This window comes from Microbacterium sp. BLY, assembly GCF_017939615.1.
In the GTDB taxonomy this organism is placed as follows: Bacteria; Actinomycetota; Actinomycetes; order Actinomycetales; family Microbacteriaceae; genus Microbacterium.
The window spans coordinates 63,135-87,965 of sequence record NZ_JAGKSR010000001.1; the positions used below are offsets into that span (position 1 = coordinate 63,135).

27 protein-coding genes and 2 tRNA genes are annotated in these 24,831 nt (G+C 70.2%); 12 read left to right on the forward strand and 17 right to left on the reverse strand.

Going from position 1 to position 24,831, the window contains the following annotated elements; all coding sequences use genetic code 11:
- The first annotated feature begins 5 nt into the window (after nucleotides 1-5).
- From KAF39_RS00350 to KAF39_RS15855, 8 genes are all read left to right on the forward strand, one after another.
- On the forward strand, nucleotides 6-2,174 hold the full coding sequence (locus KAF39_RS00350) for an RNA degradosome polyphosphate kinase (protein WP_210675466.1): 2,169 nt from the start codon (nucleotides 6-8) through the stop codon (nucleotides 2,172-2,174).
- A complete protein-coding gene (locus KAF39_RS00355) occupies nucleotides 2,171-3,157 on the forward strand; it encodes an NUDIX hydrolase (protein ID WP_210675467.1) in 987 nt (328 codons plus the stop codon). Before KAF39_RS00350 ends, KAF39_RS00355 begins: the two co-directional genes overlap by 4 nt.
- A gap of 161 nt (nucleotides 3,158-3,318) precedes the next feature.
- Entirely contained in the window at nucleotides 3,319-4,422 is a 1,104-nt protein-coding gene (locus tag KAF39_RS00360; protein WP_210675468.1) for a phosphate ABC transporter substrate-binding protein PstS, read from the forward strand.
- 103 nt (nucleotides 4,423-4,525) lie between these two features.
- Nucleotides 4,526-5,509: a phosphate ABC transporter permease subunit PstC gene (pstC, locus tag KAF39_RS00365; RefSeq protein ID WP_210675469.1), complete on the forward strand. Its 984-nt coding sequence runs from the start codon at nucleotides 4,526-4,528 to the stop codon at nucleotides 5,507-5,509.
- 1 nt (nucleotide 5,510) lies between these two features.
- Entirely contained in the window at nucleotides 5,511-6,608 is a 1,098-nt protein-coding gene (gene pstA, locus KAF39_RS00370) for a phosphate ABC transporter permease PstA (RefSeq protein ID WP_210675470.1), read from the forward strand.
- A gap of 28 nt (nucleotides 6,609-6,636) precedes the next feature.
- The gene (gene pstB, locus KAF39_RS00375; protein ID WP_025104291.1) at nucleotides 6,637-7,416 is read left to right on the forward strand and encodes a phosphate ABC transporter ATP-binding protein PstB; all 780 of its coding nucleotides are present in this window, start codon (nucleotides 6,637-6,639) and stop codon (nucleotides 7,414-7,416) included.
- 260 nt (nucleotides 7,417-7,676) lie between these two features.
- The gene (locus tag KAF39_RS15850) at nucleotides 7,677-8,093 is read left to right on the forward strand and encodes a hypothetical protein (protein WP_246878192.1); all 417 of its coding nucleotides are present in this window, start codon (nucleotides 7,677-7,679) and stop codon (nucleotides 8,091-8,093) included.
- Nucleotides 8,074-8,283 (forward strand): DUF559 domain-containing protein, encoded by a 210-nt coding sequence (locus KAF39_RS15855; RefSeq protein WP_307804982.1) that lies wholly within the window; start codon nucleotides 8,074-8,076, stop codon nucleotides 8,281-8,283. Before KAF39_RS15850 ends, KAF39_RS15855 begins: the two co-directional genes overlap by 20 nt.
- 118 nt (nucleotides 8,284-8,401) lie before the next feature.
- Here the strand turns inward: KAF39_RS15855 and KAF39_RS00385 are convergent, their stop codons facing one another.
- The 5 genes from KAF39_RS00385 to KAF39_RS00405 all read right to left on the reverse strand — a co-directional run bounded on the left by KAF39_RS00385 (nucleotide 8,402) and on the right by KAF39_RS00405 (nucleotide 13,232).
- Nucleotides 8,402-9,286: an aminodeoxychorismate lyase gene (locus KAF39_RS00385; RefSeq protein WP_210675471.1), complete on the reverse strand. Its 885-nt coding sequence runs from the start codon at nucleotides 9,284-9,286 to the stop codon at nucleotides 8,402-8,404.
- Nucleotides 9,287-9,441: 155 nt separating this feature from the next.
- Nucleotides 9,442-10,071, reverse strand: a complete 630-nt coding sequence (locus tag KAF39_RS00390) for a DNA-directed RNA polymerase subunit beta (RefSeq protein ID WP_210675472.1) — start codon at nucleotides 10,069-10,071, stop codon at nucleotides 9,442-9,444.
- A gap of 29 nt (nucleotides 10,072-10,100) precedes the next feature.
- Nucleotides 10,101-10,889, reverse strand: coding sequence for an anti-sigma factor domain-containing protein (locus tag KAF39_RS00395; protein ID WP_210675473.1), 789 nt, complete (start codon nucleotides 10,887-10,889; stop codon nucleotides 10,101-10,103).
- On the reverse strand, nucleotides 10,886-11,488 hold the full coding sequence (gene sigK / locus KAF39_RS00400) for an ECF RNA polymerase sigma factor SigK (RefSeq protein WP_187662098.1): 603 nt from the start codon (nucleotides 11,486-11,488) through the stop codon (nucleotides 10,886-10,888). Before sigK ends, KAF39_RS00395 begins: the two co-directional genes overlap by 4 nt.
- 31 nt (nucleotides 11,489-11,519) lie before the next feature.
- Nucleotides 11,520-13,232 carry a cytochrome c biogenesis protein DipZ gene (locus tag KAF39_RS00405; protein ID WP_210675474.1) on the reverse strand — a complete coding sequence of 571 codons (1,713 nt, stop codon included), beginning with the start codon at nucleotides 13,230-13,232 and terminating at the stop codon, nucleotides 11,520-11,522.
- 167 nt (nucleotides 13,233-13,399) lie between these two features.
- Here KAF39_RS00405 and KAF39_RS00410 point away from each other — a divergent pair, with 167 nt between their 5' ends.
- A complete protein-coding gene (locus tag KAF39_RS00410; protein ID WP_210675475.1) occupies nucleotides 13,400-14,059 on the forward strand; it encodes a fasciclin domain-containing protein in 660 nt (219 codons plus the stop codon).
- 133 nt (nucleotides 14,060-14,192) lie between these two features.
- A tRNA-Lys gene (locus KAF39_RS00415) sits at nucleotides 14,193-14,265 on the forward strand.
- A gap of 8 nt (nucleotides 14,266-14,273) precedes the next feature.
- Here KAF39_RS00415 and KAF39_RS00420 read toward each other — a convergent pair.
- Nucleotides 14,274-14,738: a hypothetical protein gene (locus KAF39_RS00420; RefSeq protein WP_210675476.1), complete on the reverse strand. Its 465-nt coding sequence runs from the start codon at nucleotides 14,736-14,738 to the stop codon at nucleotides 14,274-14,276.
- A gap of 158 nt (nucleotides 14,739-14,896) precedes the next feature.
- Between KAF39_RS00420 and KAF39_RS00425 the strand changes: the two genes are divergently transcribed.
- Complete coding sequence (locus KAF39_RS00425) at nucleotides 14,897-15,442, forward strand: type 1 glutamine amidotransferase domain-containing protein (protein WP_101848535.1); 546 nt, start codon at nucleotides 14,897-14,899, stop codon at nucleotides 15,440-15,442.
- A 3-nt stretch (nucleotides 15,443-15,445) separates the two neighbouring features.
- Here KAF39_RS00425 and KAF39_RS00430 read toward each other — a convergent pair whose 3' ends face one another.
- Nucleotides 15,446-15,964: a CGNR zinc finger domain-containing protein gene (locus KAF39_RS00430; protein ID WP_210675477.1), complete on the reverse strand. Its 519-nt coding sequence runs from the start codon at nucleotides 15,962-15,964 to the stop codon at nucleotides 15,446-15,448.
- 25 nt (nucleotides 15,965-15,989) lie between these two features.
- Between KAF39_RS00430 and KAF39_RS00435 the strand changes: the two genes are divergently transcribed.
- Nucleotides 15,990-16,208, forward strand: a complete 219-nt coding sequence (locus tag KAF39_RS00435; RefSeq protein WP_210675478.1) for a hypothetical protein — start codon at nucleotides 15,990-15,992, stop codon at nucleotides 16,206-16,208.
- Here the strand turns inward: KAF39_RS00435 and KAF39_RS00440 are convergent.
- The 10 genes from KAF39_RS00440 to KAF39_RS00485 all read right to left on the reverse strand — a co-directional run bounded on the left by KAF39_RS00440 (nucleotide 16,189) and on the right by KAF39_RS00485 (nucleotide 24,805).
- Complete coding sequence (locus KAF39_RS00440) at nucleotides 16,189-16,722, reverse strand: DUF1697 domain-containing protein (protein WP_210675479.1); 534 nt, start codon at nucleotides 16,720-16,722, stop codon at nucleotides 16,189-16,191. The two genes, KAF39_RS00435 and KAF39_RS00440, sit on opposite strands and share 20 nt — an antisense overlap.
- Nucleotides 16,719-17,300 (reverse strand): isochorismatase family protein, encoded by a 582-nt coding sequence (locus tag KAF39_RS00445; RefSeq protein WP_210675480.1) that lies wholly within the window; start codon nucleotides 17,298-17,300, stop codon nucleotides 16,719-16,721. The genes KAF39_RS00440 and KAF39_RS00445 overlap by 4 nt, the downstream gene beginning before the upstream one ends.
- Nucleotides 17,301-17,378: 78 nt before the next feature.
- Nucleotides 17,379-17,451: transfer RNA gene (locus KAF39_RS00450), tRNA-Thr, on the reverse strand.
- A 69-nt stretch (nucleotides 17,452-17,520) separates the two neighbouring features.
- Nucleotides 17,521-19,074, reverse strand: coding sequence for an alpha/beta hydrolase (locus KAF39_RS00455; RefSeq protein WP_210675481.1), 1,554 nt, complete (start codon nucleotides 19,072-19,074; stop codon nucleotides 17,521-17,523).
- Nucleotides 19,071-20,228 (reverse strand): DNA polymerase III subunit delta', encoded by a 1,158-nt coding sequence (locus KAF39_RS00460; protein ID WP_210675482.1) that lies wholly within the window; start codon nucleotides 20,226-20,228, stop codon nucleotides 19,071-19,073. Before KAF39_RS00460 ends, KAF39_RS00455 begins: the two co-directional genes overlap by 4 nt.
- 87 nt (nucleotides 20,229-20,315) lie before the next feature.
- Entirely contained in the window at nucleotides 20,316-20,945 is a 630-nt protein-coding gene (gene tmk, locus KAF39_RS00465) for a dTMP kinase (RefSeq protein WP_210675483.1), read from the reverse strand.
- The gene (gene topA / locus KAF39_RS00470) at nucleotides 20,942-23,806 is read right to left on the reverse strand and encodes a type I DNA topoisomerase (RefSeq protein WP_210675484.1); all 2,865 of its coding nucleotides are present in this window, start codon (nucleotides 23,804-23,806) and stop codon (nucleotides 20,942-20,944) included. The genes tmk and topA overlap by 4 nt, the downstream gene beginning before the upstream one ends.
- 80 nt (nucleotides 23,807-23,886) lie before the next feature.
- The gene (locus KAF39_RS00475; RefSeq protein WP_210675485.1) at nucleotides 23,887-24,216 is read right to left on the reverse strand and encodes a helicase; all 330 of its coding nucleotides are present in this window, start codon (nucleotides 24,214-24,216) and stop codon (nucleotides 23,887-23,889) included.
- On the reverse strand, nucleotides 24,216-24,599 hold the full coding sequence (locus KAF39_RS00480; RefSeq protein ID WP_246878193.1) for a TadE family type IV pilus minor pilin: 384 nt from the start codon (nucleotides 24,597-24,599) through the stop codon (nucleotides 24,216-24,218). Before KAF39_RS00480 ends, KAF39_RS00475 begins: the two co-directional genes overlap by 1 nt.
- Nucleotides 24,596-24,805 (reverse strand): DUF4244 domain-containing protein, encoded by a 210-nt coding sequence (locus tag KAF39_RS00485; RefSeq protein ID WP_210675486.1) that lies wholly within the window; start codon nucleotides 24,803-24,805, stop codon nucleotides 24,596-24,598. The genes KAF39_RS00480 and KAF39_RS00485 overlap by 4 nt, the downstream gene beginning before the upstream one ends.
- Between the last annotated feature and the right edge of the window lie 26 nt (nucleotides 24,806-24,831).

The following is a 24,831-nucleotide window of genomic DNA, read 5'->3' on the forward strand; positions in this document are numbered from 1 at the left end:
ACCCCATGATCGATCCCGCACTCGCCGATGCCGGACTCGGTGACGCCGAAGACGACGACTTCGACGACGCCGTCGAAGCGCCGGACTCCCAGCTGCCCGACCACCGGTACCTCGACCGCGAGCTGAGCTGGCTCGCGTTCAACCAGCGGGTGCTCGAGCTCGCGGAGGACCCGTCGCTCCCGGAACTGGAGCGGGCGAACTTCCTGGCGATCTTCGCGAGCAACCTCGACGAGTTCTTCATGGTGCGCGTCGCGGGGCTCAAGCGCCGCATCATGACGGGACTCGCCGTCCCGACCAACATCGGGCGCTCCCCCGTGGACGCCCTCGCCGACATCTCCCGCGAGGCGCACGCCCTGCAGCTCCGCCACGCCGACGCCTGGACGAAGCTCGTCCGCCCGGCCCTCGCCGACTCGGGCATCGAGATCACGGAGTGGTCCGATCTCACCGACGACGAGCGCTCCGCCCTCTCCGAGTACTTCCAGGCCCAGGTCTTCCCCGTCCTCATGCCGCTCGCGGTCGACCCGGCGCACCCGTTCCCCTACATCTCCGGGCTGTCGCTGAACCTGGCGATCCGCATCCGGAACGCCCGCACCGGCCGCCAGGAGTTCGCGCGCCTCAAGGTGCCGCCCATGCTCCCGCGCTTCGTCGAGGTGCCGGCGACGGGCGAGATCAAGCGCTTCCTGCGGCTCGAGGAGCTGATCGCCAATCACCTGGGCGACCTCTTCCCCGGGATGGAGGTGCTCGACCACCACGCGTTCCGCCTCACCCGCAACGAGGACGTGGAGATCGAGGAGGACGAGAGCGAGAACCTCATCCAAGCGCTCGAGGCCGAGCTGCTGCGCCGGCGGTTCGGGCCGCCCATCCGCCTCGAGATCACCGACGACATGGACGACGTCACGATGGACCTCCTGGTCCGCGAGCTCGACATCACCGATCTGGAGGTCTACCGCCTCCCCGGTCCGCTCGACCTGCGCGGCCTGTTCGACCTCTCGCGGATCGACCGTCCCGACCTGCGGTATCCGCCGCACCTGCCCACCACCGCCGTGGCCTTCCAGCCCGCAGGGTCGAGCTCCCGTGCCGACATCTTCAAGGCGATCCGGAAGTCCGACGTGCTCGTGCACCATCCGTACGAGTCGTTCACGACGAGCGTGCAGGCGTTCCTGGAGCAGGCGGCCCGCGACCCGCACGTGCTCGCCATCAAGCAGACGCTGTACCGCACCTCCGGTGACAGCCCCGTCGTGCAGGCCCTCATCGACGCCGCCGAGGCCGGGAAGCAGGTGCTCGCGCTCGTCGAGGTGAAGGCCCGGTTCGACGAGGCGAACAACATCGTGTGGGCGCGCAAGCTCGAGAAGGCCGGCGTGCACGTGGTGTACGGCCTCGTGGGGCTGAAGACGCACTGCAAGCTCGCCCTCGTGATCCGCGAGGAAGACGGCATGCTCCGTCACTACTCCCACGTCGGCACGGGCAACTACAACCCGAAGACCAGCCGGATCTACGAGGACTTCGGCCTCTTCACCGCCGACGCCCAGGTCGGCAAGGACCTCACGCGGCTGTTCAACGAGCTCAGCGGCTACGCGATCGAGAAGAAGTTCAAGCGCCTTCTCGTCGCGCCGCTGCACCTGCGCAAGGGGCTCGTGCGCCTGATCGACGCCGAACGCCGCAACGCCGAGGCCGGCAAGCCCGCGCACATCCGCATCAAGGTCAACTCGATGGTGGACGAGGAGATCATCGACGCGCTGTACCGGGCCAGCGCCGCAGGGGTGAAGGTCGACGTCTGGGTGCGCGGCATCTGCAGCCTCCGCACCGACCTCGACGGCATCAGCGACAACATCACGGTCCGCAGCATCCTCGGGCGCTACCTGGAGCACTCGCGCATCTTCGCGTTCGACAACGACGGCGATCCGCAGGTGTACATCGGCAGCGCCGACATGATGCACCGCAACCTGGACCGTCGCGTCGAGGCGCTGGTGCGGGTCACCGACAGCGCGCACCTCAAGGAGCTCACCGCGTTCTTCGACCTCGCGATGGACGACAAGACCTCGTCGTGGCACCTCGGCCGCGGCGGCGTCTGGGAGCGCCACGCCGTGGACGCCGACGGCACACCGCTCGTCGACCTGCAGGATAAGACCATGGGGATGATCCAGCGACGGCGACGGGCGCGGGCGGTTCGATGACGGCGCGGCAGGTCCAGCTCCCGGAGACCGCGGCCCGCGGGAAGTGGTCCGACAAGGCGGTGTACGCCGCCGGGGCCGTCGTGTGGCGGCTGGTCGACGGGAAGCTGCGCATCCTGCTCATCCATCGCACGAAGTACCGCGACGTGACCCTGCCCAAGGGGAAGGTCGACCCGGGCGAGATGCTCGCCGAGACGGCGGTGCGCGAGGTGCAGGAGGAGACCGGCATCCGCGTCGCCCTCGGCGTCCCGGTCGGTGTCAGCCGCTATCATCTCGCCTCCCGCAAGCAGAAGGTCGTCCACTACTGGGCCGCCGAGGCCACGGACGCGGCGATCCGCGCGTCCACCTTCGTGCCCAACCGGGAGATCGCCGCGCTCGAGTGGGTCAGCCTCAAGAAGGCCCGCTCCGCGCTGAGCTACCCCGTGGACCAGGAGATCCTCGAGGCGTTCGCCGCCCTCGTCGACGACGGCGTGCTGCGGACCTTCCCGGTGATCGCGCTCCGGCACGGCAAGGCCCTCCCCCGCTCCGAGTGGGACAAGGCCGACGCCGCGCGCCCGCTCACCGAACGGGGGAAGCGGCAGGCGAAGGCGATCGTCGGCCCGCTCCGCGCCTTCGGCGTGCGCAAGATCGTCACGAGCGACGCGGTGCGCTGCGTGCAGACCGTCACCCCGCTCGCCGAGGCCCTGGACCGCAAGCCGGTCCTCACCGAGAAGATCAGCCAGGACGCGTGGGAGGACGGCGTCGCCGACCTTCGCTCCGTCGTCGGCCGCCGGATCCGGGCCGGCAAGCCGGCCGTGCTGTGCAGCCACGGGCCCGTGCTCCCCGGACTGCTCTCCGAGATCGCCCTCGCGACCGGGACCGTGCACGGCTCGTACGTGAGCAGTGCGGCCGACCTCGAGACCGGCGCGTTCTCCGTCGTGCACGTCTCGGCGACCAACCCCGGCTCCGGGATCATCTCGATCGAGACCCACGCGCCGAAGGTCTGACGCGTCGCCGCGGGGCCAAGGGGCGCCTGGGATCGACCCCAGAGAGTCGCCGCTCGTTCACCTGCCGTTCACCTGCGCGGGAGAGTCTCGTTAACCGTCGCCCCTAGCGTCACTGTGTGCCCTGCACCGGGCCTCACCCCTCCCAGATCGAAGGATCCACAGTGAAGATCTCCCGAATCGCACGAATCGGCGCCATCGGCGCCGTCGCCGCTCTCGCTCTCGCCGGCTGTGCCGCGAACGAAGGCGGAACCGGCGGCTCCAGCGAAGAGCCCTCGGAGTCCACGCTCTCCGGCACGATCGACGCGACCGGCGCGTCCTCGCAGACCGCGGCCCAGGAGGCCTGGGTCGCCGCGTTCCAGACCGCCAACCCCGACGTGACGGTCAACTACGAGCCCACCGGCTCGGGCACCGGCCGCGAGAACTTCCTCGAGGGCGGCAGCAACTTCATCGGCTCCGACCGCGCGTTCAACGACGAGGAGATCGCCGCCGGCGGCTTCGGCGCCTGCACCAGCGACGACATCGTCGAGGTCCCCCTCTACATCTCGCCCGTCGCGGTCGCCTTCAACCTCGAGGGCATCGACACGCTGAACCTCGACGCCGCCACGATCGCCGGCATCTTCGCCGGCACGATCACCAACTGGAACGACGAGGCCATCGCGGCCCTCAACGACGGCGTCGAGCTGCCCGACCTGGCCATCTCGCCCGTGCACCGCTCCGACCCCTCCGGCACGCAGGAGACCTTCGCCAAGTACCTCAGCGCGACGGCCCCCGACGTGTGGACCTACGAGGTCTCGGACGAATGGCCGATCCAGGGTGGCGAGGCCGCACAGGGCACCTCGGGCGTGAAGCAGGCCCTCACCGCCGGCAACGGCGCCATCGGCTTCCTCGACGCCTCCCAGGCGGACGGCCTCGGCCAGGTCGCCGTGGGCGTCGGCGAGGAGTTCGTCCCGTACTCGGCTGAGGCCGCCGCGAAGCTCGTCGAGGGCTCGACGCTCGCCGAGGGCCGCGGCGAGGGCGACCTCGTCTTCGACGTCGACCCGGCCGCTGCCGCGGACGGCGCCTACCCGATCGCCCTGGTCAGCTACCTCATCGGCTGCGAGCAGTACGAGGACAGCAACGTCGCGGAGCTCGTGAAGGCGTACTTCACGTACATCGCGAGCGCCGAGGGCCAGGACGCCGCCGCGGAGAACGCCGGCAGCGCCCCGATCTCGGACGGTCTGCGCGAGCAGGTCCAGGCCGCGATCGACCTGATCCAGGTCGGCTGATCCTGCCGACCCCCTGACGACGGTGCCCCCGCGTCCCCGAGCGGGCGCGGGGGCTCCGCCCGGTCAGCACCCGATCCATCTCCACCCCCGAAGCAGGGAGATCATGAGCACGACCGCGCAGGAGCCGACAACGGCACCGGCACCCACACCGGCGCCGCCCACACCGATCAAGGCCAAGCAGCGCCTCGGCGACCGGGTCTTCTCCGGCACCGCGCTGGCAGCCGGCATCATCATCCTGGTCGTGCTGGCGCTCGTCGCCGCCTTCCTCATCATCCAGAGCCTCCCGGCGTTCCAGCTCGACACCACCGACAACCACATCCTCCGAGGCGAGTCGTTCTGGGTATACGTGTGGCCGCTCGTCTTCGGGACCCTCTGGGCGTCGTTCATCGCCCTGCTGATCGCCGCCCCCATCGCCATCGGCATCGCGCTGTTCATCTCGCACTACGCGCACCGGCGGCTCGCTGCCTTCCTCGGCTACATCATCGACCTGCTCGCCGCGGTGCCCTCCGTGGTCTTCGGCCTCTGGGGCGGCCTCGTCCTCGCCCCCCTGCTGCAGCCGATGTACGTGTGGCTGAACGAGAACGCCTCCTGGGTGCCGTTCTTCGGCGGCCAGGTCTCCGCGACGGGAAAGACCATCCTCACGGCGGCGCTCGTCCTCGCCGTGATGTGCATCCCGATCATGACAGCCATCTGCCGCGAGGTCTTCCTGCAGACCCCGAAGCTCCACGAGGAGGCCGCCCTGGCCCTCGGCTCGACGCGCTGGGAGATGGTCCGGATGGCCGTGCTGCCCTTCGCGCGCGGCGGCATGGTGTCGGCGGCGATGCTGGCCCTGGGCCGCGCGCTCGGCGAGACGATGGCCGTGACGATGGTGCTCTCGCCCTCGGCGGTCGTCAGCTTCCTCGTGCTCACCGCCACCAACCCGACGCCCATCCCGGCGAACATCGCCCTCGCCTTCCCGGAGGCGCACGGTACCGGCGTGAACACCCTGATCGCGACCGGCCTCATCCTCTTCGTCGTGACCTTCGCGGTCAACGCGCTGGCGCGCTGGATCGTCGCCCGCCGCGCCGAGTTCTCGGGAGCGAACTGACATGACCGCCCTCACCAGCGCTCCGCCCGCCGCGAGCACCACCGCTCTCACCTCCGGCCGCCTGCCGAAGTGGGCCCCCTGGGCTCTCCTCGGCGTCTCGTTCGTCGTCTCCGCCGCGGTCTTCGGTGTCGCCGCCGCCGGCTCCGACACCCCGCTCGCCGACTTCAACATCGCCGGCACCGTGATCGTCGGCATCCTGCTCTACATGGTGATCATCACCGTGATCTCCTCGATCGCGGAGAGCCGCCGCAAGGCCGTCGACCGCCTCATGACGGCGCTCGTCGCCACCGCCTTCCTCATCGCCCTGCTGCCGCTGATCTCGCTGCTGTGGACCGTGGTGGCGAACGGCATCGAGCGCTTCGACGCCGAGTTCTTCTCCTACTCGATGCGCAACGTGGTCGGCGAGGGCGGCGGCATCGTGCACGCCATCTGGGGCACCGTCCTCATCACGCTGACGGCCACGATCATCTCGGTGCCGGTCGGGCTGATGACCTCGATCTACCTCGTCGAGTACGGCCGCGGCAAGATCGCCAAGGCCATCACGTTCTTCGTCGACGTGATGACGGGCATCCCCTCGATCGTCGCCGGTCTGTTCATCTACGCGGTGTTCGCCCTCCTGATCCGTCCCGGCATCTCGATGGGCTTCATGGGCGCGCTCGCCCTCGCCGTGCTGATGACCCCGGTCGTCGTCCGCGGCAGCGAGGAACTGCTCCGGATCGTCCCGAACGAGCTGCGTGAAGCCTCCTACGCCCTGGGGGTGCCGAAGTGGCTCACGATCCTCAAGGTCGTCCTGCCCACCTCGATCGCCGGCATCATGACCTCCGTCATGCTCGCGATCTCCCGTGTGATCGGCGAGACGGCCCCGCTGCTGCTCACCGCCGGCTTCACGCAGAGCCTCAACACGAACATCTTCGACGGTCAGATGATGACCCTGCCGGTGTTCGCGTACAACCAGTACATGAACCAGGGCACGAGCCCGGACGCCGCCGTCGCGCGCGCCTGGGCCGCCGCGCTCACCCTCATCCTCATCGTCATGGTGCTGAACCTGCTCGCACGCCTCATCGCGAAGCTGTTCGCCCCGAAGGTCAACGGCCGCTGAGCCCCGACCACTCAGAATAGGAATCCACGTGTCCAAGAGCATCGAAGTCAACGACCTCAACGTCTACTACGGCAACTTCCTCGCGGTCGAGGGCGTCTCCCTCGACATCCAGCCGCGCAGCGTCACGGCCTTCATCGGTCCGTCCGGCTGCGGCAAGTCCACGTTCCTCCGCACCCTGAACCGCATGCACGAGGTCATCCCCGGCGCCCGCGTCGAGGGAGAGGTACTGCTCGACGGCAAGGACCTCTATGGCGCCGGTGTCGACCCGGTGCTCGTGCGCCGCCAGGTGGGGATGGTCTTCCAGCGTCCCAACCCGTTCCCCACGATGTCGATCAAGGAGAACGTCCTCGCCGGGGTGAAGCTCAACAACAAGCGCATGTCGAAGAGCGAGCAGGACGACCTCGTCGAGAAGTCGCTCACCGGCGCGAACCTGTGGAACGAGGTCAAAGACCGCCTCGACCGTCCGGGCTCCGGGCTCTCGGGCGGCCAGCAGCAGCGTCTGTGTATCGCCCGCGCCATCGCCGTCTCCCCGGAGGTGTTGCTGATGGACGAGCCGTGCTCCGCCCTCGACCCCATCTCGACCTACGCGATCGAGGAGCTGATCGGCGAGCTCAAGAACGAGTTCACGATCGTCATCGTGACGCACAACATGCAGCAGGCGAGCCGCGTCTCCGACAAGACCGCGTTCTTCAACATCGCCGGCACCGGCAAGCCCGGCAAGCTCATCGAGTACGACGACACCACCAGCATCTTCACCACGCCGTCCGTGCAGGCCACGGAGGACTACGTCTCCGGCCGCTTCGGCTGACCCACCCTGTCGGCCTCCTCCCCCGTCCCCCGGGCACGACTTCGGAGATGCCGTACGACACGCCGGGCACCCGCCCCTGGGCCGCGGCGCGTCCCCTTCGATCTCCGAAGCTGCGCACGGGTCGTGACTCCTGCACGGATCGCGAGTGGGGAGGATCGTCCACAGACGGCGGGCTACCGAGTCGGGTCGCGGCCGCGGAGGCCGAGACAGCCCGAATGATGGCGGGATGTGCACGGGGCGAGGGACGCAGGTGTGGACGTATGCCGCGCTCCGCGCCCGGCACGGCTCTGCACGTCTGGATGCACCACGACCGCCATCAGTATCCGCACGAGGACTGCGACTGCGTGACGCACTGGGATGCTGCGACGTCGGGCAGTGCCTTCGAGCAGCCGGGGGTGCCCCTCGTGCTCCGGCAGATCTACGGCTGCCGTGGGGCGGAGGCGTTCTTCGTCGCTCTGGAGTCCGCCCGGCGGCTCGGACTCATCGATGCGGTCGGGCTGCGCCGTCTCGGTGACCGGCTCGGGCCCGAGGGGCGCGACCTCATCGCCTTCTCGCGGGCCGATGCCGACAGCGGCCTGGAATCCGTCGTGCGGCTGAGGATCCGACGCTACGGGTGGCGCGTGCGGACGCAGGTTTGGCGTGGTCGGGACGGGCCGGGTGGACCTCCTCATCGATGACTGGCTCATCATCGAGGCGGACGGACGCGCCAACCACGAGGAGAGCTCGCTCCGGCACCGCGATCTGGTCCGCGACGCGACCGCCGCCGGCTGGGGCCACCCCACTCTCCGCTTCGACGACGCGATGGTCCTGTACGACTGGCCTCTCGTCGAGCGGGCCATCGTCGAGACCATGCGCCGCCGCCCCTGACCCCGACAGCCCCGTGCCGGGCACGGCTTCGGAGATCGTCGACCACACGCCGGTGTCGGGGCCGGGCCCACGGCGTGTCGCCCTGCATCTCGGAAGTCGTGCCCGGGGCCAGGAGGACTCAGTCGCGCGGGGAGAGGAGGTAGGCGTTCAACTCGTCCGTGAGGGCGGTGTCGACGGGGACCGGGGAGCCGTCGATCGCGGTGATGGCGGTCGCGAGGCGCACGCTCGACACGAGCCACGCGGCGTCCGCCTGAGTCAGATCCGCGGCAGGGATGCGGTCGTACCCGACCTCGAAGCCCCGCGCGAGGAGGTGGTCGTACACGCTGAGCTGCGTGGTGCCGTGCAGGATCCCGCCGTTCGGGGCCGGTGTCGTGAACCGGTCGCCGACGCGCAGGATCAGCGAGGCCGTCGGAGCCTCCAGCACGAAACCGTCGCTGGACAGGAAGATCGCGTCGTCGGCTCCGCGGCGCTTGGCCTCGCGCAGGGCCGCCATGTTCACCGCATAGGACAGGGTCTTGGCGCCGAGAAGGAGCCAGGGCGCGCGCTCCGCCGCACCGAGGTCGTAGCCGCGGTCGAGAGTGACGACCTTGACGCCGTCGCGGCGCACGGCCGTGAAATCCGCCGCGGGCGCCGCCGTCACCCAGGCGGTCGGCGTCGGCCCGTGTTCGACCCCCCGGCTGAGGATGAGCTTGATGACCGACTCCCCCGGGCCGAGCTGGGACGCGGCCTCCTGGATCGCCTGCCGCCACTGCTCCCGGTGCGGAACCGGCAGGTCGCACAGACGCGCGGAATGCGCCAGCCGCTCCAGATGCGGGATGACCTCCTGCGCGTGCCCGTCGATCACTCCGATGGACTCGAACACGCCATCGCCCCGCTGCGTGCTGAGCTCCCCGACGCTCAGGGCCGGGGCTGCGGCGTCCACCTGCGTGAAGGTTTCGGCGTAGTCGGCGCGCTGCTCGTCGGCGGCGACGGGATCGATCATGAGAGCGAAACGACGGGTCATGCCACGAGCCTAGGGCGCGGGGAATACCTCCCGCCTCCTCGCGTTACACTGGAGTGGCCGGGCCGCATAACCCCGGGCTCCAATTTTCGCCGCTGCGAGCGGCCTTCCGCCGAGAGGCGTTCTTGCGGCCCGGTCTTTCTCTGTCCGGAGGCGGTTCAGGCCAGTGCGCCGGTGCGCCACAGGGCAGCGGACGCCGCGAGGTCCTGCGCGTAGCTGCTCAGCCGCAGCGCCCGGGTCGTGAGCTCGCTGGCCCGCGCCGGCTCCGTCGGCTCGTAATCGTCGGCCGTGTGCGTCGCCCCCGAGGCCTGCACCCGGCAGAACGCCGCCGCCCGCTCCAGCGCCACGGCGAAATCGCCCCGGAAGGCGCCGCGGAGGATCGTGTCGATGAGGGTCACGAGCTCTTCGGGGCTCGCCGGCACGGGCGCTCCGGCGACGACGGCATCGGACGACGGCAGCTCGACACGGCCCCGGTCGTACAGGAGCGCCGCGGTCCGCGGGTCACCGTGGATGGCAAGCTGGAGGACGTACAGCCGCCAGAGCGAACCGGGAAGGGTGCGCGACGGCGCCTTCGACCACAGCTCCGCGATCTCGTCGATGCCGTGCTCGCTCGTGAAGGCGATGAGACGCTCGACGCTCGCACCGCTCTCGTCCTGGCGGACCCGGGTCAGCAGCGCGGACGCGGTGGCGTGCGCGACACGGGTCTCCTCGGCCGGATCATGGCCGCCGACGATGTTGTCGAAAGCGCTCGTCGGACGACGCACGGGGCGATGGTGCTGCTCGGGCATCCCTCCAGGGTACGCCCCGCCCCGCACGCTCAGGCCGTCGGGATGACGATGACCGGGTCGGTGGTGGGGAGCCCGGACGGCGAGCCGCCCTCCTGCTCGACGGTGACCGCGATGGCGTCGCCCGCCTGCATCTCGCCCTCGAGGAGGGCCGTGGCCTCACCATCATCGACGTCGAACACGCCGGCGGCGATGGGGTCTTCGCCTCGGACGAACCACAGCTCGTACGTCCGCCCGTCGGCGACCTCGGGCAGCCCGTCCGTGACGAGGACGGCCTTGCCGACCGACCCCGACCAGTGCGCCGTGGCGGTCGCCCCGTCATCGAGTTCGACCGTGGCCTGCTGGGCGTCGTCCGCCGACTCGATCTCCTGCAGCGCGACGACGCTCGCGGGACGGTTCAGCTGGGCGTTCAGAGCGACAGCCCCGATGCCCACGCCGACGAGGAGCGCGAGGCATGCGGCGAGCGCGAACGCGATCCGGGTCCAGCGTCGGGGCGTGCGGGGTGCGGGCTCGTCGGCGGAGACGACACTCTCGGCCTCTGGCACCTCACGAGGGGAATCAGGGGCCGGGGCGGATGCATCGCCGTGCGGGGTCTGGGGAGTCTGGGCGATCTGCGCGAGCAGAGCCGCACGGATGCCGGCGGGCGGGGCGACGGGGGCCACGCCGTCGCCGAGGAGCGCAGCCGTCTCGGCGTCGCGCTCGGTCGTCGCCGCCCACTCCGGATGCTCGGCGAGAGCGCGCCGGTACCGGCGCTCGTCGTCCGCCGACAGCGCGTGGAGCGCGGCACCTGCCGCGAGCTCTTCGAAGTCCTTCTCGTTCATGCCGTCACCCCCATCGCCGTGCGGAGACGGGTCAGCCCGTCTCTCATCCGTGTCTTGATCGTTCCGAGCGGTGCTCCCACGAGCGCCGCGATCTCGTTCTGACTGTAACCGCCGTAGTAGGCGAGGACGAGCGCCTCCCGCTGGGCCTCCGGGAGACCCGTCAGCGCCGCGACGACCCGCTCACCCTCGATGCCCAGCTCGACCCGTTCCGCCACGCTGTCGTGCGCGACGCCGAGGTCTCGGTAGCCGGCTCGCACGTCCCGGTCCGCACTCGACTGCGATGCCCGCACCCGATCCACGGCCCGTCGATGTGCGATCGTCATCACCCATGTCCGTCCCTGTCCCTTGTTCGGAGCGAACCGGGAAGCGGATTGCCAGATCTCCAGGAAGACCTCCTGCAGCACCTCCTCGCTCTGCGCGCGGTTCACGAGGACGCGGAGGATGAGGCCGAAGACACGGGAGGAGAGGGAGTCGTACAGCGCCGCGAAGGCAGCCTGATCACCGGAGGCGACGCGGACGAGGAGGTCGGCGACAGCATCCTGCGGCGCCGCCCCGTCCTCGGGGACGTCCATCCCATCGATGACCATCTCCATAAGCATGCCGTATCTCCTCCCTCTTCCCGTGCAGACGTCACCCGAATGTGAACGAATAGACCTCGACGTCGGCCGGGACCTCGAGCGTGAGCGTGCCCTTCGCGATGTCGTCCTGCGAGATCAGACCGTAGGAGCGCGGCGTGCCGTCGATCCGGATCGTCTGCTCGTCGCCGTCCTCGTCGCGGACCACGACGTCACCAGACCCCGCGACGACCATCCGCACCTCCGCCGCGCGGTACTCGAGGCGGATGCGTCCGTCGTCGGCCGCCGGGGTGACGTACTGGGTCTCCACGGTCCAGTCGCCGTCCAGCGCGAAGCTGTCGTCGGGCTGGTCTTCGGGGAAGGTGAAGCTGCCGTCGCCGCGACGGTACTCGTCCCCGCCGCCGTAGTTGACGTCCTTCGAGGACCCGAGGAAGGTCTCCCGTGTCGTGGCCCCCACGTCGGGGGTCTCGTCCTTCACGTCCGTGGCGGCGGGGAGCTCGACGTCGGGGTCGGCGTCCTGCAGCAGTTCGCGGATCATGGCCTCCGTCGCGGCATAGTTGCCCTCGCCGAAGGAGATGTGGCGGACCGTGCCCTCCGCGTCGATGAGGTAGTGCGCGGGCCAGTACCGGTTGCGGTAGTTGGTCCAGGTCGAGAGCGTGTTGTCGAGCGCGACCGGGTACTCGATGCCGAAGTCGCGGGCACCGGCGGCGACGTTCCCCGGATCCTTCTCGAACGCGTACTCGGGCGAGTGGATGCCGATCACCTGCAGTCCCGCGTCGCGGTACGTCTCGTCCCACGCCACCACGTGCGGGATGGAGCGCTGGCAGTTGATGCAGGAGTACGCCCAGAAGTCGATGAGGACGACCTGCCCGCGCAGGTCCTTCAGATCGATCCCCTCCCCGTCCGGCGTGTTCAGCCACTGCTGGATGCCCTTGATGGACGGAGCGGTCCCGCAGGACTCGAGTTCGGTCGCGCCGTTCGTGCACTGGTCGAGGTCTTTGTTCTCCTCGTTCACCAGGCCCCCGAGATCCAGGGCATCCTGCACCTGCTCGGAGTCGGCGATCTGCTCCTGCAGCGGCGCCGTGTAGTCCGGCAGGAGGCGCTGCAGCGCCTGCGGCACGTTGAAGACGAGACCCACGGCGAGCGCGATCATCGCGACGCCGGCGGCGATGCGGAGGGCGCGCTCCTTGGTGCGGAAGGCACGGATTCGCTCCACGACGCTGCGCCCGGCGAGGGCGAAGACCAGCAGCGGCACGGCGACGCCGATCGCGAACGACACGGTGAGCAGCACCGTCCCCACCCCGACCTGGCCGGTGGAGCCGGCGACGATGATGGCCGCCAGCACCGGGCCCGCGCAGGGGACGAACACGGCTCCGAGAGCGAGACCGACCCCGAACCCGTTGCCCCGGTTCTTCACCTCACGCTGGCCGAAGCGCTGGAACGGCCGCTCTAGGATGTGCTGGAACCGCGGCACGATCAGTCCGACGCCGATGACGACGAGGACCGCGATGCCGACCCAGCGGATGATGTCCTGCGGCAGGTTCAGCAGGCCGAGGATGAGCGATCCCGCGAGCGTCACCAGTGTGAAGCTCAGCACGAGCCCGGCGATGACGAAGTACGGGCGGCTGCGCTTCGCGGGAACCGCCTCCCCGTCATAGGACGCCGATTGCGCGCCACCCGTGAGGAAGATCACCGGCAGCACGGGCAGGATGCACGGCGAGATACCGGTGATGAGCCCGCCGAGCAGGCCGATGATGATCAGGTCCATGAGGTCCTCGTCTCTGTCGGGGGCTGTTCGCGCCGACCCCCCGCAGCGGATTGGATCGGATCCGATCTCAGAGAATCTCGAAATTCCTCCCATCCGATCCGCGGAGGCTTCCGAACAGCCCTCGACGCCACGGAGAGGCCGTGGCCGGAGTTTCGAAGGAGCTCGACATGTTCAGCACCAAGAAGAAGGTCACCGCAGCAGTCACCCTGGGTCTTGCGAGCGCATTCCTGCTCTCGGCATGTTCCATGGGCAGCGGAACCAGCACGGAGGAGTCGTCGGAGCCGACGACGCCGGAGTCGTCGGAGTCGACGCCGATGGAGATGGATCCCGCCGCGAACCTCGTCGGTCCCGGGTGCGCGGCGTACGCCGAAGAGGTCCCGGATGGCGCCGGCTCCATCCAGGGCATGTCCCAGGACCCGGTGGCGGTCGCCGCCTCGAACAACCCGATGCTGACGACGCTCGTCTCGGCCGTGAGCGGTGAGCTCAACCCCGACGTGAACCTCGTCGACACGCTGAACGGCGACGAGTTCACCGTCTTCGCCCCGGTCGACGACGCCTTCGCGAAGATCGACCCCGCGACGATCGAGACGCTGAAGACCGACAGCGACCTGCTGACCTCGATCCTCACCTACCACGTGGTCCCCGGCCAGATCGAGCCGTCCGACATCGAGGGCATGCACACGACCGTCCAGGGCGCCGACCTCGAGGTGACCGGCAGCGGCGACGAGTGGATGGTCAACGACGCCAACGTCATCTGCGGTGGCGTGCAGACCGCGAACGCGACCGTGTACCTCATCGACTCGGTCCTGATGCCCCCGGCTGAGTAAGCCAGGGATGGTGCCGGCTACCCGACCGGCACACGGCCTCCCCTGTCGTCAGGAGGGACACGGGAGAGGTGAAGGGGCCGTCGGCGGCTGTGGCGCCGACGGCCCCTCGTCGTGCGCCCTAGACTGGGGGCACGGGCCTCTAGCTCAGTTGGCAGAGCATCGGACTTTTAATCCGCGGGTCGTGGGTTCGAGCCCCACGGGGCCCACCGCATCCTCAGTCCTCCCCGCCGTCCTTCCCGGCGAGTAGGTCGTCGCGGATCCCGCCGACGCCGTCCGGCAACGTCTCGCCGTGCAGTACGAAGTCGGGCGCCTCGGGGCTTCCCCCGATGCCGCACACCGCGACGTTGTCCTGGCCGCCGATCGTCTCCGGCACGGCCACGAACCACACTCCCGGCTGTTCGAGCCACTCGGTGGTCGCCATGTCCGCGAAGAACGTCGCGTTCGGAGAGGTCGAGCGCACCTTCTCGGTGCACAGTGAGACGAGCTGTCCCTTCGTGAATGCTCCGGCCGTCGGGGGCGCGGCCGTCGTGGTGGGCGTCGGCGACGTGTCGGGCGTCGGCGACGACGAGGGCGCGGGCGATGCAGGGGAGGTCGCGGTCGGAGTGGGCTCCGGGGTCGGCGTGCAGCCGGCGAGGACGATCAGCACCGGAACGAGGAGGAGGGCGGGACGGAGGCGCATGACGGGATCGTATCGACTCCGCCGGTCTGTTCGCCTCAGCGCGGCCGCTCCTGTATCACCGTCGCTTCCGGCTGGCCACCCCCTGGTGAGTCCCGGCGGCCCGCGAGAGGGTCGAGGAGTCCCCGGAACAGGGCGACTTCCCACCGAAAGGACGGACCATGACTCTCACCGGCAATCGCGTGGCATTCCTGGCGACGGACGGCTTCGAGGACAGCGAGCTCACGAGCCCCTGGGATGCCGTGACGACCGAAGGGGCGAGCGCGACGCTCATCGCCCCGGACGGCGCGGCCATCACCGGCAAGAACGGCCACGAGCAGGCGGTCGACCTGAAGGCCGCGGACGCGTCTGCCGACCAGTTCGACGCCCTCGTGCTGCCCGGCGGCGTCGTGAATGCCGATCACCTCCGCATGGACCAGGCCTCCATCGACCTCGCCCGCGCGTTCTTCGAGCAGCACAAGCCCGTGGGCGTCATCTGCCACGGGGCCTGGATCCTCATCGAGGCCGGTGTCGTGGACGGCCGGACGATCACGAGCTACCCCAGCCTGAAGACCGACCTCCGCAACGCCGGCGCCAGCTGGGTGGACGAAGAGGTCGTCGTCGACGAGGGCCTCGTCTCCAGCCGCACCCCCGACGACCTCCCGGCGTTCAACGCCAAGCTGGTCGAGGAGATCGGCGAAGGCAAGCACGCGGGCCAGACCGCCTGACGTTCAACTGACGCGCGCCCGATGGCGCCGCACGGCCGCCCGGTTCGCGCACCTCACGGAGCAGAACCGCTGGCGGCCGTTGCGCGTCACGTCCGCGACGACGTTGGTGCAGGGCGGGGCGTCGCAACGACCGAGGCGGTTCATCCCCCTGGTCACGAGATGCAGGGCGGTGCCGAGGTTGATGATGGCGCGCAGCACGAAGGGCAGCGAGCGCACGTCGTCCCGATAGTGCAGGTGCCATCCCTCGTCATCGTGGTTGGTGAGTCGCGGATAGGCACCGGCGGCCGCGAGCTGCGCGTTCAGCAGGACGGCACGCGCATCGGCGTCGGGCTCGTCGACGATCGTGAGCCAGTCGTCGATCACCGCGCGCACCGCGGCATGATCGTCGGGTGCCGGCGGGAAGGTCTGCGTCATCCCCAGCGCGAGGGTGCGCTCCTCGATCCCGGCGCGGTCGGCCGGCCACTCGTTCGCGAGGGAGGCGGCGAGCAGAACCGCATACTCGCCGTAAGGGTTGAGATGCATAAGACCATTACATCACGCTGGTGTCATGGCCTCCACCGACACCCTCCCGCTCCCCCGCCTCGCCCCCTCCCCCGAAGTCCACGAGCACGCCTGGCTCGTCGAATCGCGCCACGCCACCAGCGACGGCACCGTGCTCTACGTCCGGTGCACGGAGTGCCCGGCCCGCCGCGTCGACCTCGTCGACCGCCCGCAGTCGCCCCCGGCGGCGCTGAGCCGCACGGTGCTCACGCCGTCAGAGCGATGAGCGTCCGCACGGTGCGGAGGTTCCGCGCCGTCCCGGCGACCCCGAGTGCGCGGTCGAGTACGGACGTCGTGAGCTTGGTCGTGTGCACCCCACCCGGCGCGTAGTCGATCCAGAGATCGTCCCCGACCAGCGCGAGACGTTCCCCCGGCACGAGCCGGTCGTGCAGCGCGTCGAGAGCACCCGCGACCGGCGGCGCCTCCAGGAACATCGCGTGCACGAGCTTCAGGTCCCCCTCCGGGAACGGCTGCGCCGCCTCCGAGGCCGCGAGCTGCGCGTGCGTGCGGAGGATCACGGGAGTGTCGACGCCGAACTCCGCCGCGATGAGCGCACGCACCGTCGCACAGGCGGCCGCAGGATCAGGCGGCGTCGCACACACGATGTTGCCGCTCGCGATGTAGGTGGAGACCTCGTCGAGTTCTGTCTCGGCGGCCACGACCTCGCGCAGTCGCGCCATGGGCACGCGGTTGCGCCCGCTGACGTTCACCGCCCGGAGCAGCAGGACGCTGCGGCTCATGCCTGCGCGCTCGTCACCAGCTCGGCTCCGGCGTGCGCCAGCTCCGCGAGCGCCGCAGCGCTGGGTTCGGGCGCGACGCCGGCGATGAGATCGGTGAGGATGCGGACGCGCACGCCGTGGGCGATCGCATCCAGCGCAGACGCTCGCACACAGTGGTCGGTCGCGATCCCGACGACGTCGGCCGTGACCACCCCGGCCGCGGTCAGCACCGCGGCGACCGTTCGTCCGTCATCGTCGACACCCTCGAACATCGAGTACGCCGGCTGTCCCTGGCCTTTGCGCACGTGGTGGGTCACGGCATCGGTCGTCAGCAGCGGGTCGTACTCCGCTCCGGCGGTCCCGGCGACGCAGTGCACGGGCCAGGAATCCGTGTAGTCGGGCGTCGCGGAGAAGTGGCCGCCGTTGTCCCCCGCGGCGTCATGCCAGTCGCGGGACGCCACGATGACGTCGTAGTCGGCGGCGTGGGCGGCGAGGTGGGCGGATACCGCGGCGGCCACCGCATCGCCGCCGGAGACGGCGAGGGCGCCGCCCTCGGTGAAGTCGTTCTGCACGTCGACGATGAGAAGGGCTCTGCTCATGCTCCGAGCGTACGCCCCGCTTCCGGCGGCGGAGACGAGGAAACCCCCGGGATCACGAGGATCCCGGGGGTTTTCCTGAGCCGCTTGTCAGAATCGAACTGACGACCTTTTCATTACGAGTGAAATGCTCTGCCGACTGAGCTAAAGCGGCATGCGACGCGTGAGCGGCGCGATCACCGATATTACCCTGTCTCGCGCTCGCTCGCGAATCGAGCGCGACTCACTCGCAGCGCAGACCGTCCTCCGGCACCACGCCGTCGATCAGGAAGCCCTCCACCGCGTCGTCCACGCAGACGTTGCCCTTGTTGTATCCGGTGTGCCCCTCACCCACCCGGGTGACGAGGACGCCCTCCGCGAGCTGATCGGCGAGCGACTCCGACCACTCGTACGGGGTCGCGGGGTCGTTCGTGGTCCCGACGACGACGATGGGACCGGCGCCCTCCGCCGTGATCTTCTCGCGGGTGCCCGTGGGCGGGTAGGGCCAGACCTCGCAGGGGTCGGGTCCGGACCAGTACGGCGCGATGGTGGGCGCGCCCTCGGCGATCTTCTTGTCCGTCGCGGCTTCGGCGGCCGGATCGTCCTCGACCGGGTAGTCCATGCAGTTGTACGCACGGAACGCCTCGGTCGAGTTGTCGACGTAGGCACCGTTCTCGCGGCTGTTGTAGTAGTCGGCGAGGACAAAGGCCGTCGTCGGATCCCCCTGCAGCGCCTCATCGAGGGCCTGGGTGAGGATGCCCCAGCTGTCCTCCGAGTACAGCGCCGCGATGATCGCCGTCATCAGGGCATCGGCACCCATGAGGCGGCCGTCTCCGTTCTCGAGCGGTGCACGATCGGCGCTCGCGAGCAGGGCCCCGAGGTCCGCCATCGCCTCGTCGACCGTCCCGTTGAACGGGCAGGAGCCGGAGTCGAGACAGTTCTGCATGTAGGCGCGCAGCGCCGACTCGAATCCGAGGGCCTGCGTGGCGCCCACGTCCAGCCCGGGGACGGACGGGTCGATGGCCCCGTCGAGCACGAGGCGGCCGGCCTTCTCCGGATAGAGCTTCGCGTAGGTCGCTCCGAGGAACGTGCCGTAGGAGTAGCCCAGGTAGTTGAGCTCCTTGTCGCCCAGCACGGCACGGAGGAGATCCATGTCACGCGCCGCGTTCACCGTGGTGATGTACGGCAGGATCCCTTCGCTGTTGACGTCGCAGGCCTCACCGAAGGCGCGGTTCGCGTCGAGCAGCTCGGACTCCCACTCCGGGGTGCCGCGCGGCGCGGAGGGGATGCCGTACAGGTACTCGTCCATCTCCTTCGCGTCGTAGCACGTGACCGCCGTCGACGCTCCCACCCCGCGGGGGTCGAAGCCGATGACGTCGTAGTTCTCGATGAGCGCGGGGCCGACCGCGTAGTCGAGGCTCCCCTGGATGAGGTCGACGCCGCTGGCGCCGGGACCACCGGGGTTGGTGAGCAGCGAGCCGATCGCCTCACCCTCGGCGCGGTGGCGCACGACGGCCAGCTCGATCTCTCCGGCCGACGGATCCTCCCAGTCGAGCGGTGCGGTGACGGTCGTGCAGTCGAACCCCTGACCGCACTCCGTCCAGTCCAACTCCTGGGAGTAGTACGGCAGGAGGGCGTCGGCGACCCCCTCGGTGTCGGGCGTCTTCTCGGCGGCCGGCTTCGAGGACTGCTCGGGGATCATGGCGTACAGACACCCGGAGAGCGCGACCGAGGCGGCGGCCAGGCCGGCGATGATCGCCGCGGTGCGACGAAGGCGGGGCAGGGGTCGGGTGTTCACGGTTTCCTCCCGCTCGTGACGGTCACGAGCAAACTCTCGAGCGCGAGCAGCGGGGCGACGTTGCGCTCCAGCGCTTCACGGGTCTCGGCCAGGTGATCGAGGACGACGAGCGTCCGTTCCACGTCCCAGGCGGCGGCGAGACCGGCCAGCTCGGCGCGGAGTTCGCGGTTGATGAGATCATCGCCGCGCCCGTACTGCAGCATCACGACGTCGCGGAACAGCGACTGCAGGTCGGTGAGGACGCGGTCGATGCCATCGCGGAGGCTCCGCGTGGCCCGCTTCTTCTGCTCGTCCTCCAGCGCGGACACCTGGGAGCGGAGGGCCGGGGGCACCGCCTGCCCCTCGGCGACGCCGACGGTGCGCAGCAGAGCGGCGCGTTCTGCGGCGTCCCGCTCGGCGGTCAGCGCCTTGGCGTCTTCCGTCGCAGCCTGGATGATGCGCCCGGCGACCTCGACGGCGTCGTTGACCCCGCGCACTCCCAGCACCGCGCGGAGGGTCTCGTCGCGGCGTCGGCGGGCGGCGTCGTCCGTCGCCAGACGCTGCGCCATGCCGATGTGGCGCTGGGCGTGCCGGGCGGCCTGCTCGGCGACCGCCTCGTCCACCCCCGTCCGGAGACTGATGAGGCGGGACACGTCGGCCACGTCGGGTTCGCGGAGACGGAGCGACCGCACCCGGGACCGGATGGTGGGAAGGAGGTCCGCCTCGCTGGGCGCGCAGAGGATCCAGACCGTCTGCTCCGGCGGCTCTTCGAGGGCCTTGAGCAGCACGTTCGAGGTGCGCTCGACCATCCGGTCGGCGTCCTCGACGACGATGACCCGGTAGCGCCCGGCGGACGGGGCGAAGTACGAGCGCTCGACGAGGGCGCGCGCCTCGGCGATGGTGATGATCACCTTGTCGGTGCGCAGCGCCGTGACATCGGGATGCGTGCCGGCGAGGACCTGGCGCATCGTGGCCTCGTCGTCCGGCCCCTCGGCGATGAGCGCGGCCGCGAACGCGTACGCGAGCGTCGAGCGCCCGGACCCGGGAGGGCCGGTGATCAGCCAGGCGTGGGAGAGCGCGGCGGGATCGGACGAGGCGGCACGCAGCGTCTCGACGGCGGCTTCCTGCCCCCAGACGTCGGCCCACGGGAACGGTGCGGCGAGGGTCGAGGGCATGCTCTCAGCCTAATCGGGACCGCCGACGACGCCACCACCGCCTCGATCCTCGTGCGCAACGGGCACGGAGGCCCCGGGTGGGGAGGATCAGTCGAGGAGGGCGGACACCCGGGCGCGGATGCGGTCGGCGATGCGGGCCGGCGCCTCGGCGGCGTCGAGGACGAGGAACCGCTCGGGTTCGGCGCGCGCGAGGTCGAGATACGCCTCGCGCACCCGCGCGTGGAACGTCTCCTGCTCGGCCTCCAGCCGGTCGAACGGCTTGTCGGCCGAGTCGAGGCGCGTGCGGGCGGTGGCGGGATCGAGGTCAAGGAGCACCGTCAGGTCGGGCAGCGCCCCCTCCGCCGCCCACAGGGAGAGGTCCCGGATCTGGGCCGCGTCGAGCACGCGCCCCGCCCCCTGGTAGGCCACGGACGAGTCGAGGTAGCGGTCCTGCAGCACGATCTCGCCGCGGGCGAGCGCCGGGCGCACGACCGTGGCGACGTGGTGCGCCCGATCGGCCGCGTACAGGAGCGCTTCGGCCCGCGGAGCGATGTCCCCGCGGTGGTGGAGGACGATGTCGCGGATCAGCTGCCCGACGTCGGACCCTCCCGGCTCGCGCGTCCGCACGACCGTGCGGCCGCTCTGCTCCAGCCAGGTGGCGAGGAGATCGGACTGGGTCGTCTTCCCCGAGCCGTCCCCACCCTCCAGTGTGATCCAGAGACCGGGGCCTGCGGTCACGAGTCCGCCTTCTCGGCGGCCTTCGCCGCCGCGTTCGCCGCCCGGGTCGCCGCGGCCTTCTTCGCCGCCGCCGAACGGGCCGCCGACGTCGTGGTCGCCTTCTTCGCGGTGGCGGCCTTCTTCGCGGGCGCCTTCTTGGCCGGCGCCTTCTTGGCCGGCGCCTTCTTCGCGGGTGCCTTCTTCGCGGCACCGCGCTTGGGGGCGGGGCCCTTGGCGCGCTTGTCCGCCAGCATCTGCACCGCGATCTCGAAGGTGATGTCGTCGGGCGTCTGGCCACGCGGGATCGTCACGTTGGTCTCGCCGTCGGTGACGTACGGGCCGAAGCGGCCGTCGCGGACGCGGATGGGCTTTCCGCTCACCGGATCAGCATCGAACTCGGCGAGCGCGCTCGACGCCCGGCGGGCGCCGTACTTCGGCTGCTGGTAGATCTCCAGCGCCTGTTCGAGCGTGACGTCGAAGATCTGCGACTCGCTCTCCAGCGACCGGGAGTCCGCCCCCTTCTTCAGGTACGGACCGAAGCGGCCGTTCTGCGCCGTGATCTCGTCGCCCGTCTCCGGGTCGACGCCGACCACGCGCGGCAGGCTCAGCAGCTGCAGCGCCGTGTCGAGATCGATCGTGTCGACAGACATCGAGCGGAAGAGCGAGGCGGTGCGCGGCTTGGGCGCCGCTTCCTTCTTCGCCCCCCGCTTCCCCTTCGCGCTGGGCACCTGAGCCTGTCGAAGGTCCACGACCTCGCCGGTGGCCTCATCCACGACGGCGTCCTCGGACACCGGATCGTTCTCCTGCACGTAGGGACCGAAGCGGCCGTCCTTGACGACGACGACCTTGCCGTTCTCCGGGTTCACCCCGAGGACGCGATCGCCGGCGACCGGCGCGTCGATGAGCTCCTGGGCCTTCTCGGCGGTGAGCTCGTCGGGGGCGAGGTCCTCCGGGACGTTGACGATCCGCGGCTTGGCCTCCGGGTCCTTCGGGTCGGCGACCTCGAGGTAGGGGCCGTACTTGCCGAAGCGGAGGGTCGCGGTGTCGGTGATCCGCGTCGAGTTCAGCGCCCGCGCGTCGATCTCGCCGAGGTTGTCGACGACCTGGCGCAGACCCACGTGCGAGTCGGAGCCGAAGTAGAACGACTTCAGCCACTCGACACGGTTCTGCTCGCCGCGGGCGATGGTGTCGAGGTCGTCCTCCAGGGCCGCGGTGAAGTCGTAGTCGACCAGCTCGGCGAAGTGCTCCTCGAGCAGACGCACGACGCTGAACGCCAACCACGTCGGTACGAGGGCCTGGCCGCGCTTGACCGCGTACCCCCGGTCGAGGATGGTCTCCGGGATCGTGGCGAAGGTCGAGGGACGGCCGATGCCCTTCTCCTCGAGCACCTTCACGAGCGACGCCTCGGTGTACCGCGGCTTCGGCGTCGTGCGATGCCCCTTCGCCTCCGCGGCGGAGACGGCGAGCTCATCCCCGACGGAGACGGCGGGGAGCGACTGGTTCTCGGCGGCGTCGGCGTCGCTGCGCTTCTCGTCGCGGCCCTCCTCGTACGCCTCCAGGAAGCCCTTAAAGGTGTAGACGGTGCCGGAGGCGGTGAACTCGGCCGTCCGGCCGTCCGCCTCGACCGCGATGGTGACGGTCGTGGTCTCGTACTTGGCGTCCGACATCTGGCTGGCGACGGTGCGCTTCCAGATCAGGTCGTACAGCCGCTGCTCCTCGCGGTCGAGCTCACCGGAGAGCGAGGACGGAGTGCGGAAGTTCTCCCCCGACGGGCGGATCGCCTCGTGCGCCTCCTGGGCGTTCTTGCTCTTCGACTTGTAGACGCGCGGCTTGAGCGGGACCGCCTTGTCTCCGTACAGCGCGACCGCCTGGCTCCGGGCCGCCTGCACCGCCTGGGTGCTCAGGGCCGTGGAGTCGGTACGCATATAGGTGATGTACCCCTTCTCGTAGAGGCGCTGGGCGACGCTCATCGCCTGCTTCGCGCTCATCGAGAGCTTGCGTCCGGCCTCCTGCTGCATGGTGGAGGTGGTGAAAGGGGCGTACGGGCTGCGGGTGCCGGGCTTGGCCTCGACCTTGGTGACGGTGCCGGAGCCGGCGGCGTCGACGGCCGCGGCCAGCGCGGTCGCCTGGGCTTCGTCGAGGACGACGACGGCCTTCTTGAGCTTCCCGGAGTCGTCGAAGTCCGCGCCGCGGGCGAGCTGCCCGCCGTCCACGCGCACGAGCCGGATGCGGAAGGAGGTGCCGGTCGCGGCCGCGTCGGCGTCGACGTCCCAGTACTCGGCGGACACGAATGCCATGCGCTCGCGCTCGCGGTCGACGATGAGGCGGGTCGCGGCGGACTGCACGCGACCGGCGGAGATCCCCGTCTTGACCTTGTACCAGAGCACGGGAGACACGTCCCACCCGTACAGACGGTCGAGGATGCGCCGGGTCTCCTGCGCGTCGACCAGGGCGTGGTCGAGCTCACGGGTGTTGCCGACGGCCGCCTGGATCGCGTCCTTGGTGATCTCGTGGAAGACCATGCGCTTGACCGGGACCTTCGGCTTCAGCGTCTCCAGCAGGTGCCAGGCGATCGCCTCACCCTCGCGGTCTTCATCAGTGGCGAGCAGGAGCTCGTCGGCGTTCTTCAGGGCGCGCTTGAGCTCGGCGACCGTCTTGGTCTTCCGGTCCGACACCACGTAGTAGGGGTCGAAGCCGTTGTCGATGTCGATGGAGTACTTGCCGTACGCCTTCTTGTCCTCGGCAGGGATGTCCTTCTTGTCGGCGAGGTCGCGGATATGGCCGACGGAGCTGAGCACCTCGTAACCGTCACCGAGGTATCCCTGAATAGACCGCATCTTCGTCGGGGACTCGACGATGACGAGCTTCTTGCCTTCAGCCAAGGGGGCGTCCTTTCTTCGAAGCACACCATACACACCGCTGTACGGGGGTCGTTCCCAGCGGGCGAGGGGTAGAGCCGCCGTCACGGTTCTTCGGGTGGCCCGGCGCGGGCTCGGGAGACGGCAGCGAGTCCAGCGTACGCCGCCTGCACCGACACGGTCGCCACGTCCCCTTCCAGCGAACAGCCCGTCAGGGCCGTGCCGCTCGCCTCGGCGACCCTGGCGGCCACGACGCACGGCTCGTCCCGCACGGCCACGGCGCCGGTCGCGGCGTCGGCGGCTGCGAGCGCGGCCGCATCGGCAGCGCCCGCCGCGCGCTGGGCGGTGACCGCCGCACCGCCCACCGCTGCGAGGCCGAGGGACAGGGTGGCGCTCACCACGAGGACACCGGCCGCAAGCGCGGATCCCGCCATCAGCGTCCTCCGTCCAGGGCGCAGCTCGAGGCACGCAGCGGGAAGCTGATGACGGTGCCGACCGACACTCGCAGCGTCGCCGTCGCACACACGAGGTCGTCGGCGGGAGCGAACGAGGCGTGGGCGCCGGGAACCGCCCGGTGCAGGGCACCCATCGCCACGGCCGTGTCCTCGCCCCGGCCGAGCAGGCGGGCGGTGTCGGCGACCGCATCCTGCAGCGCGACCTGCCGGGCGGCAGCGGCGAGCCCCCCGGCGCCGAGCAGCAGGACGAGCACGACCGCGGGCAGCGCGAGCGCCAACTCGGCCGCGACGGCTCCCTGGTCACCGTGCAGCGCCCGGCCTCTCGTCGGCCGGCGCGAGGGGGCTCCTCGATGCCGCGTCATGACACCGTCAACGCCCGACGGACGAGGTCGGTGAGGATGCCGCGCACCTCGTCCGAGCGCATGATGGCCACCAGCAGCCCGGCGAAGGCGACGGCCGCCATCGTGGTGATCGCATACTCCGCCGTGGCTGCACCGGTGTCGTCCCCGAAGAGGGCATGCGCCCGGCGGCGAGTCAGGGTGGGCAGGGTGGGCAGGGTGGGGTTCATGTTCGTACCTCTTTCTCTCTGTGATG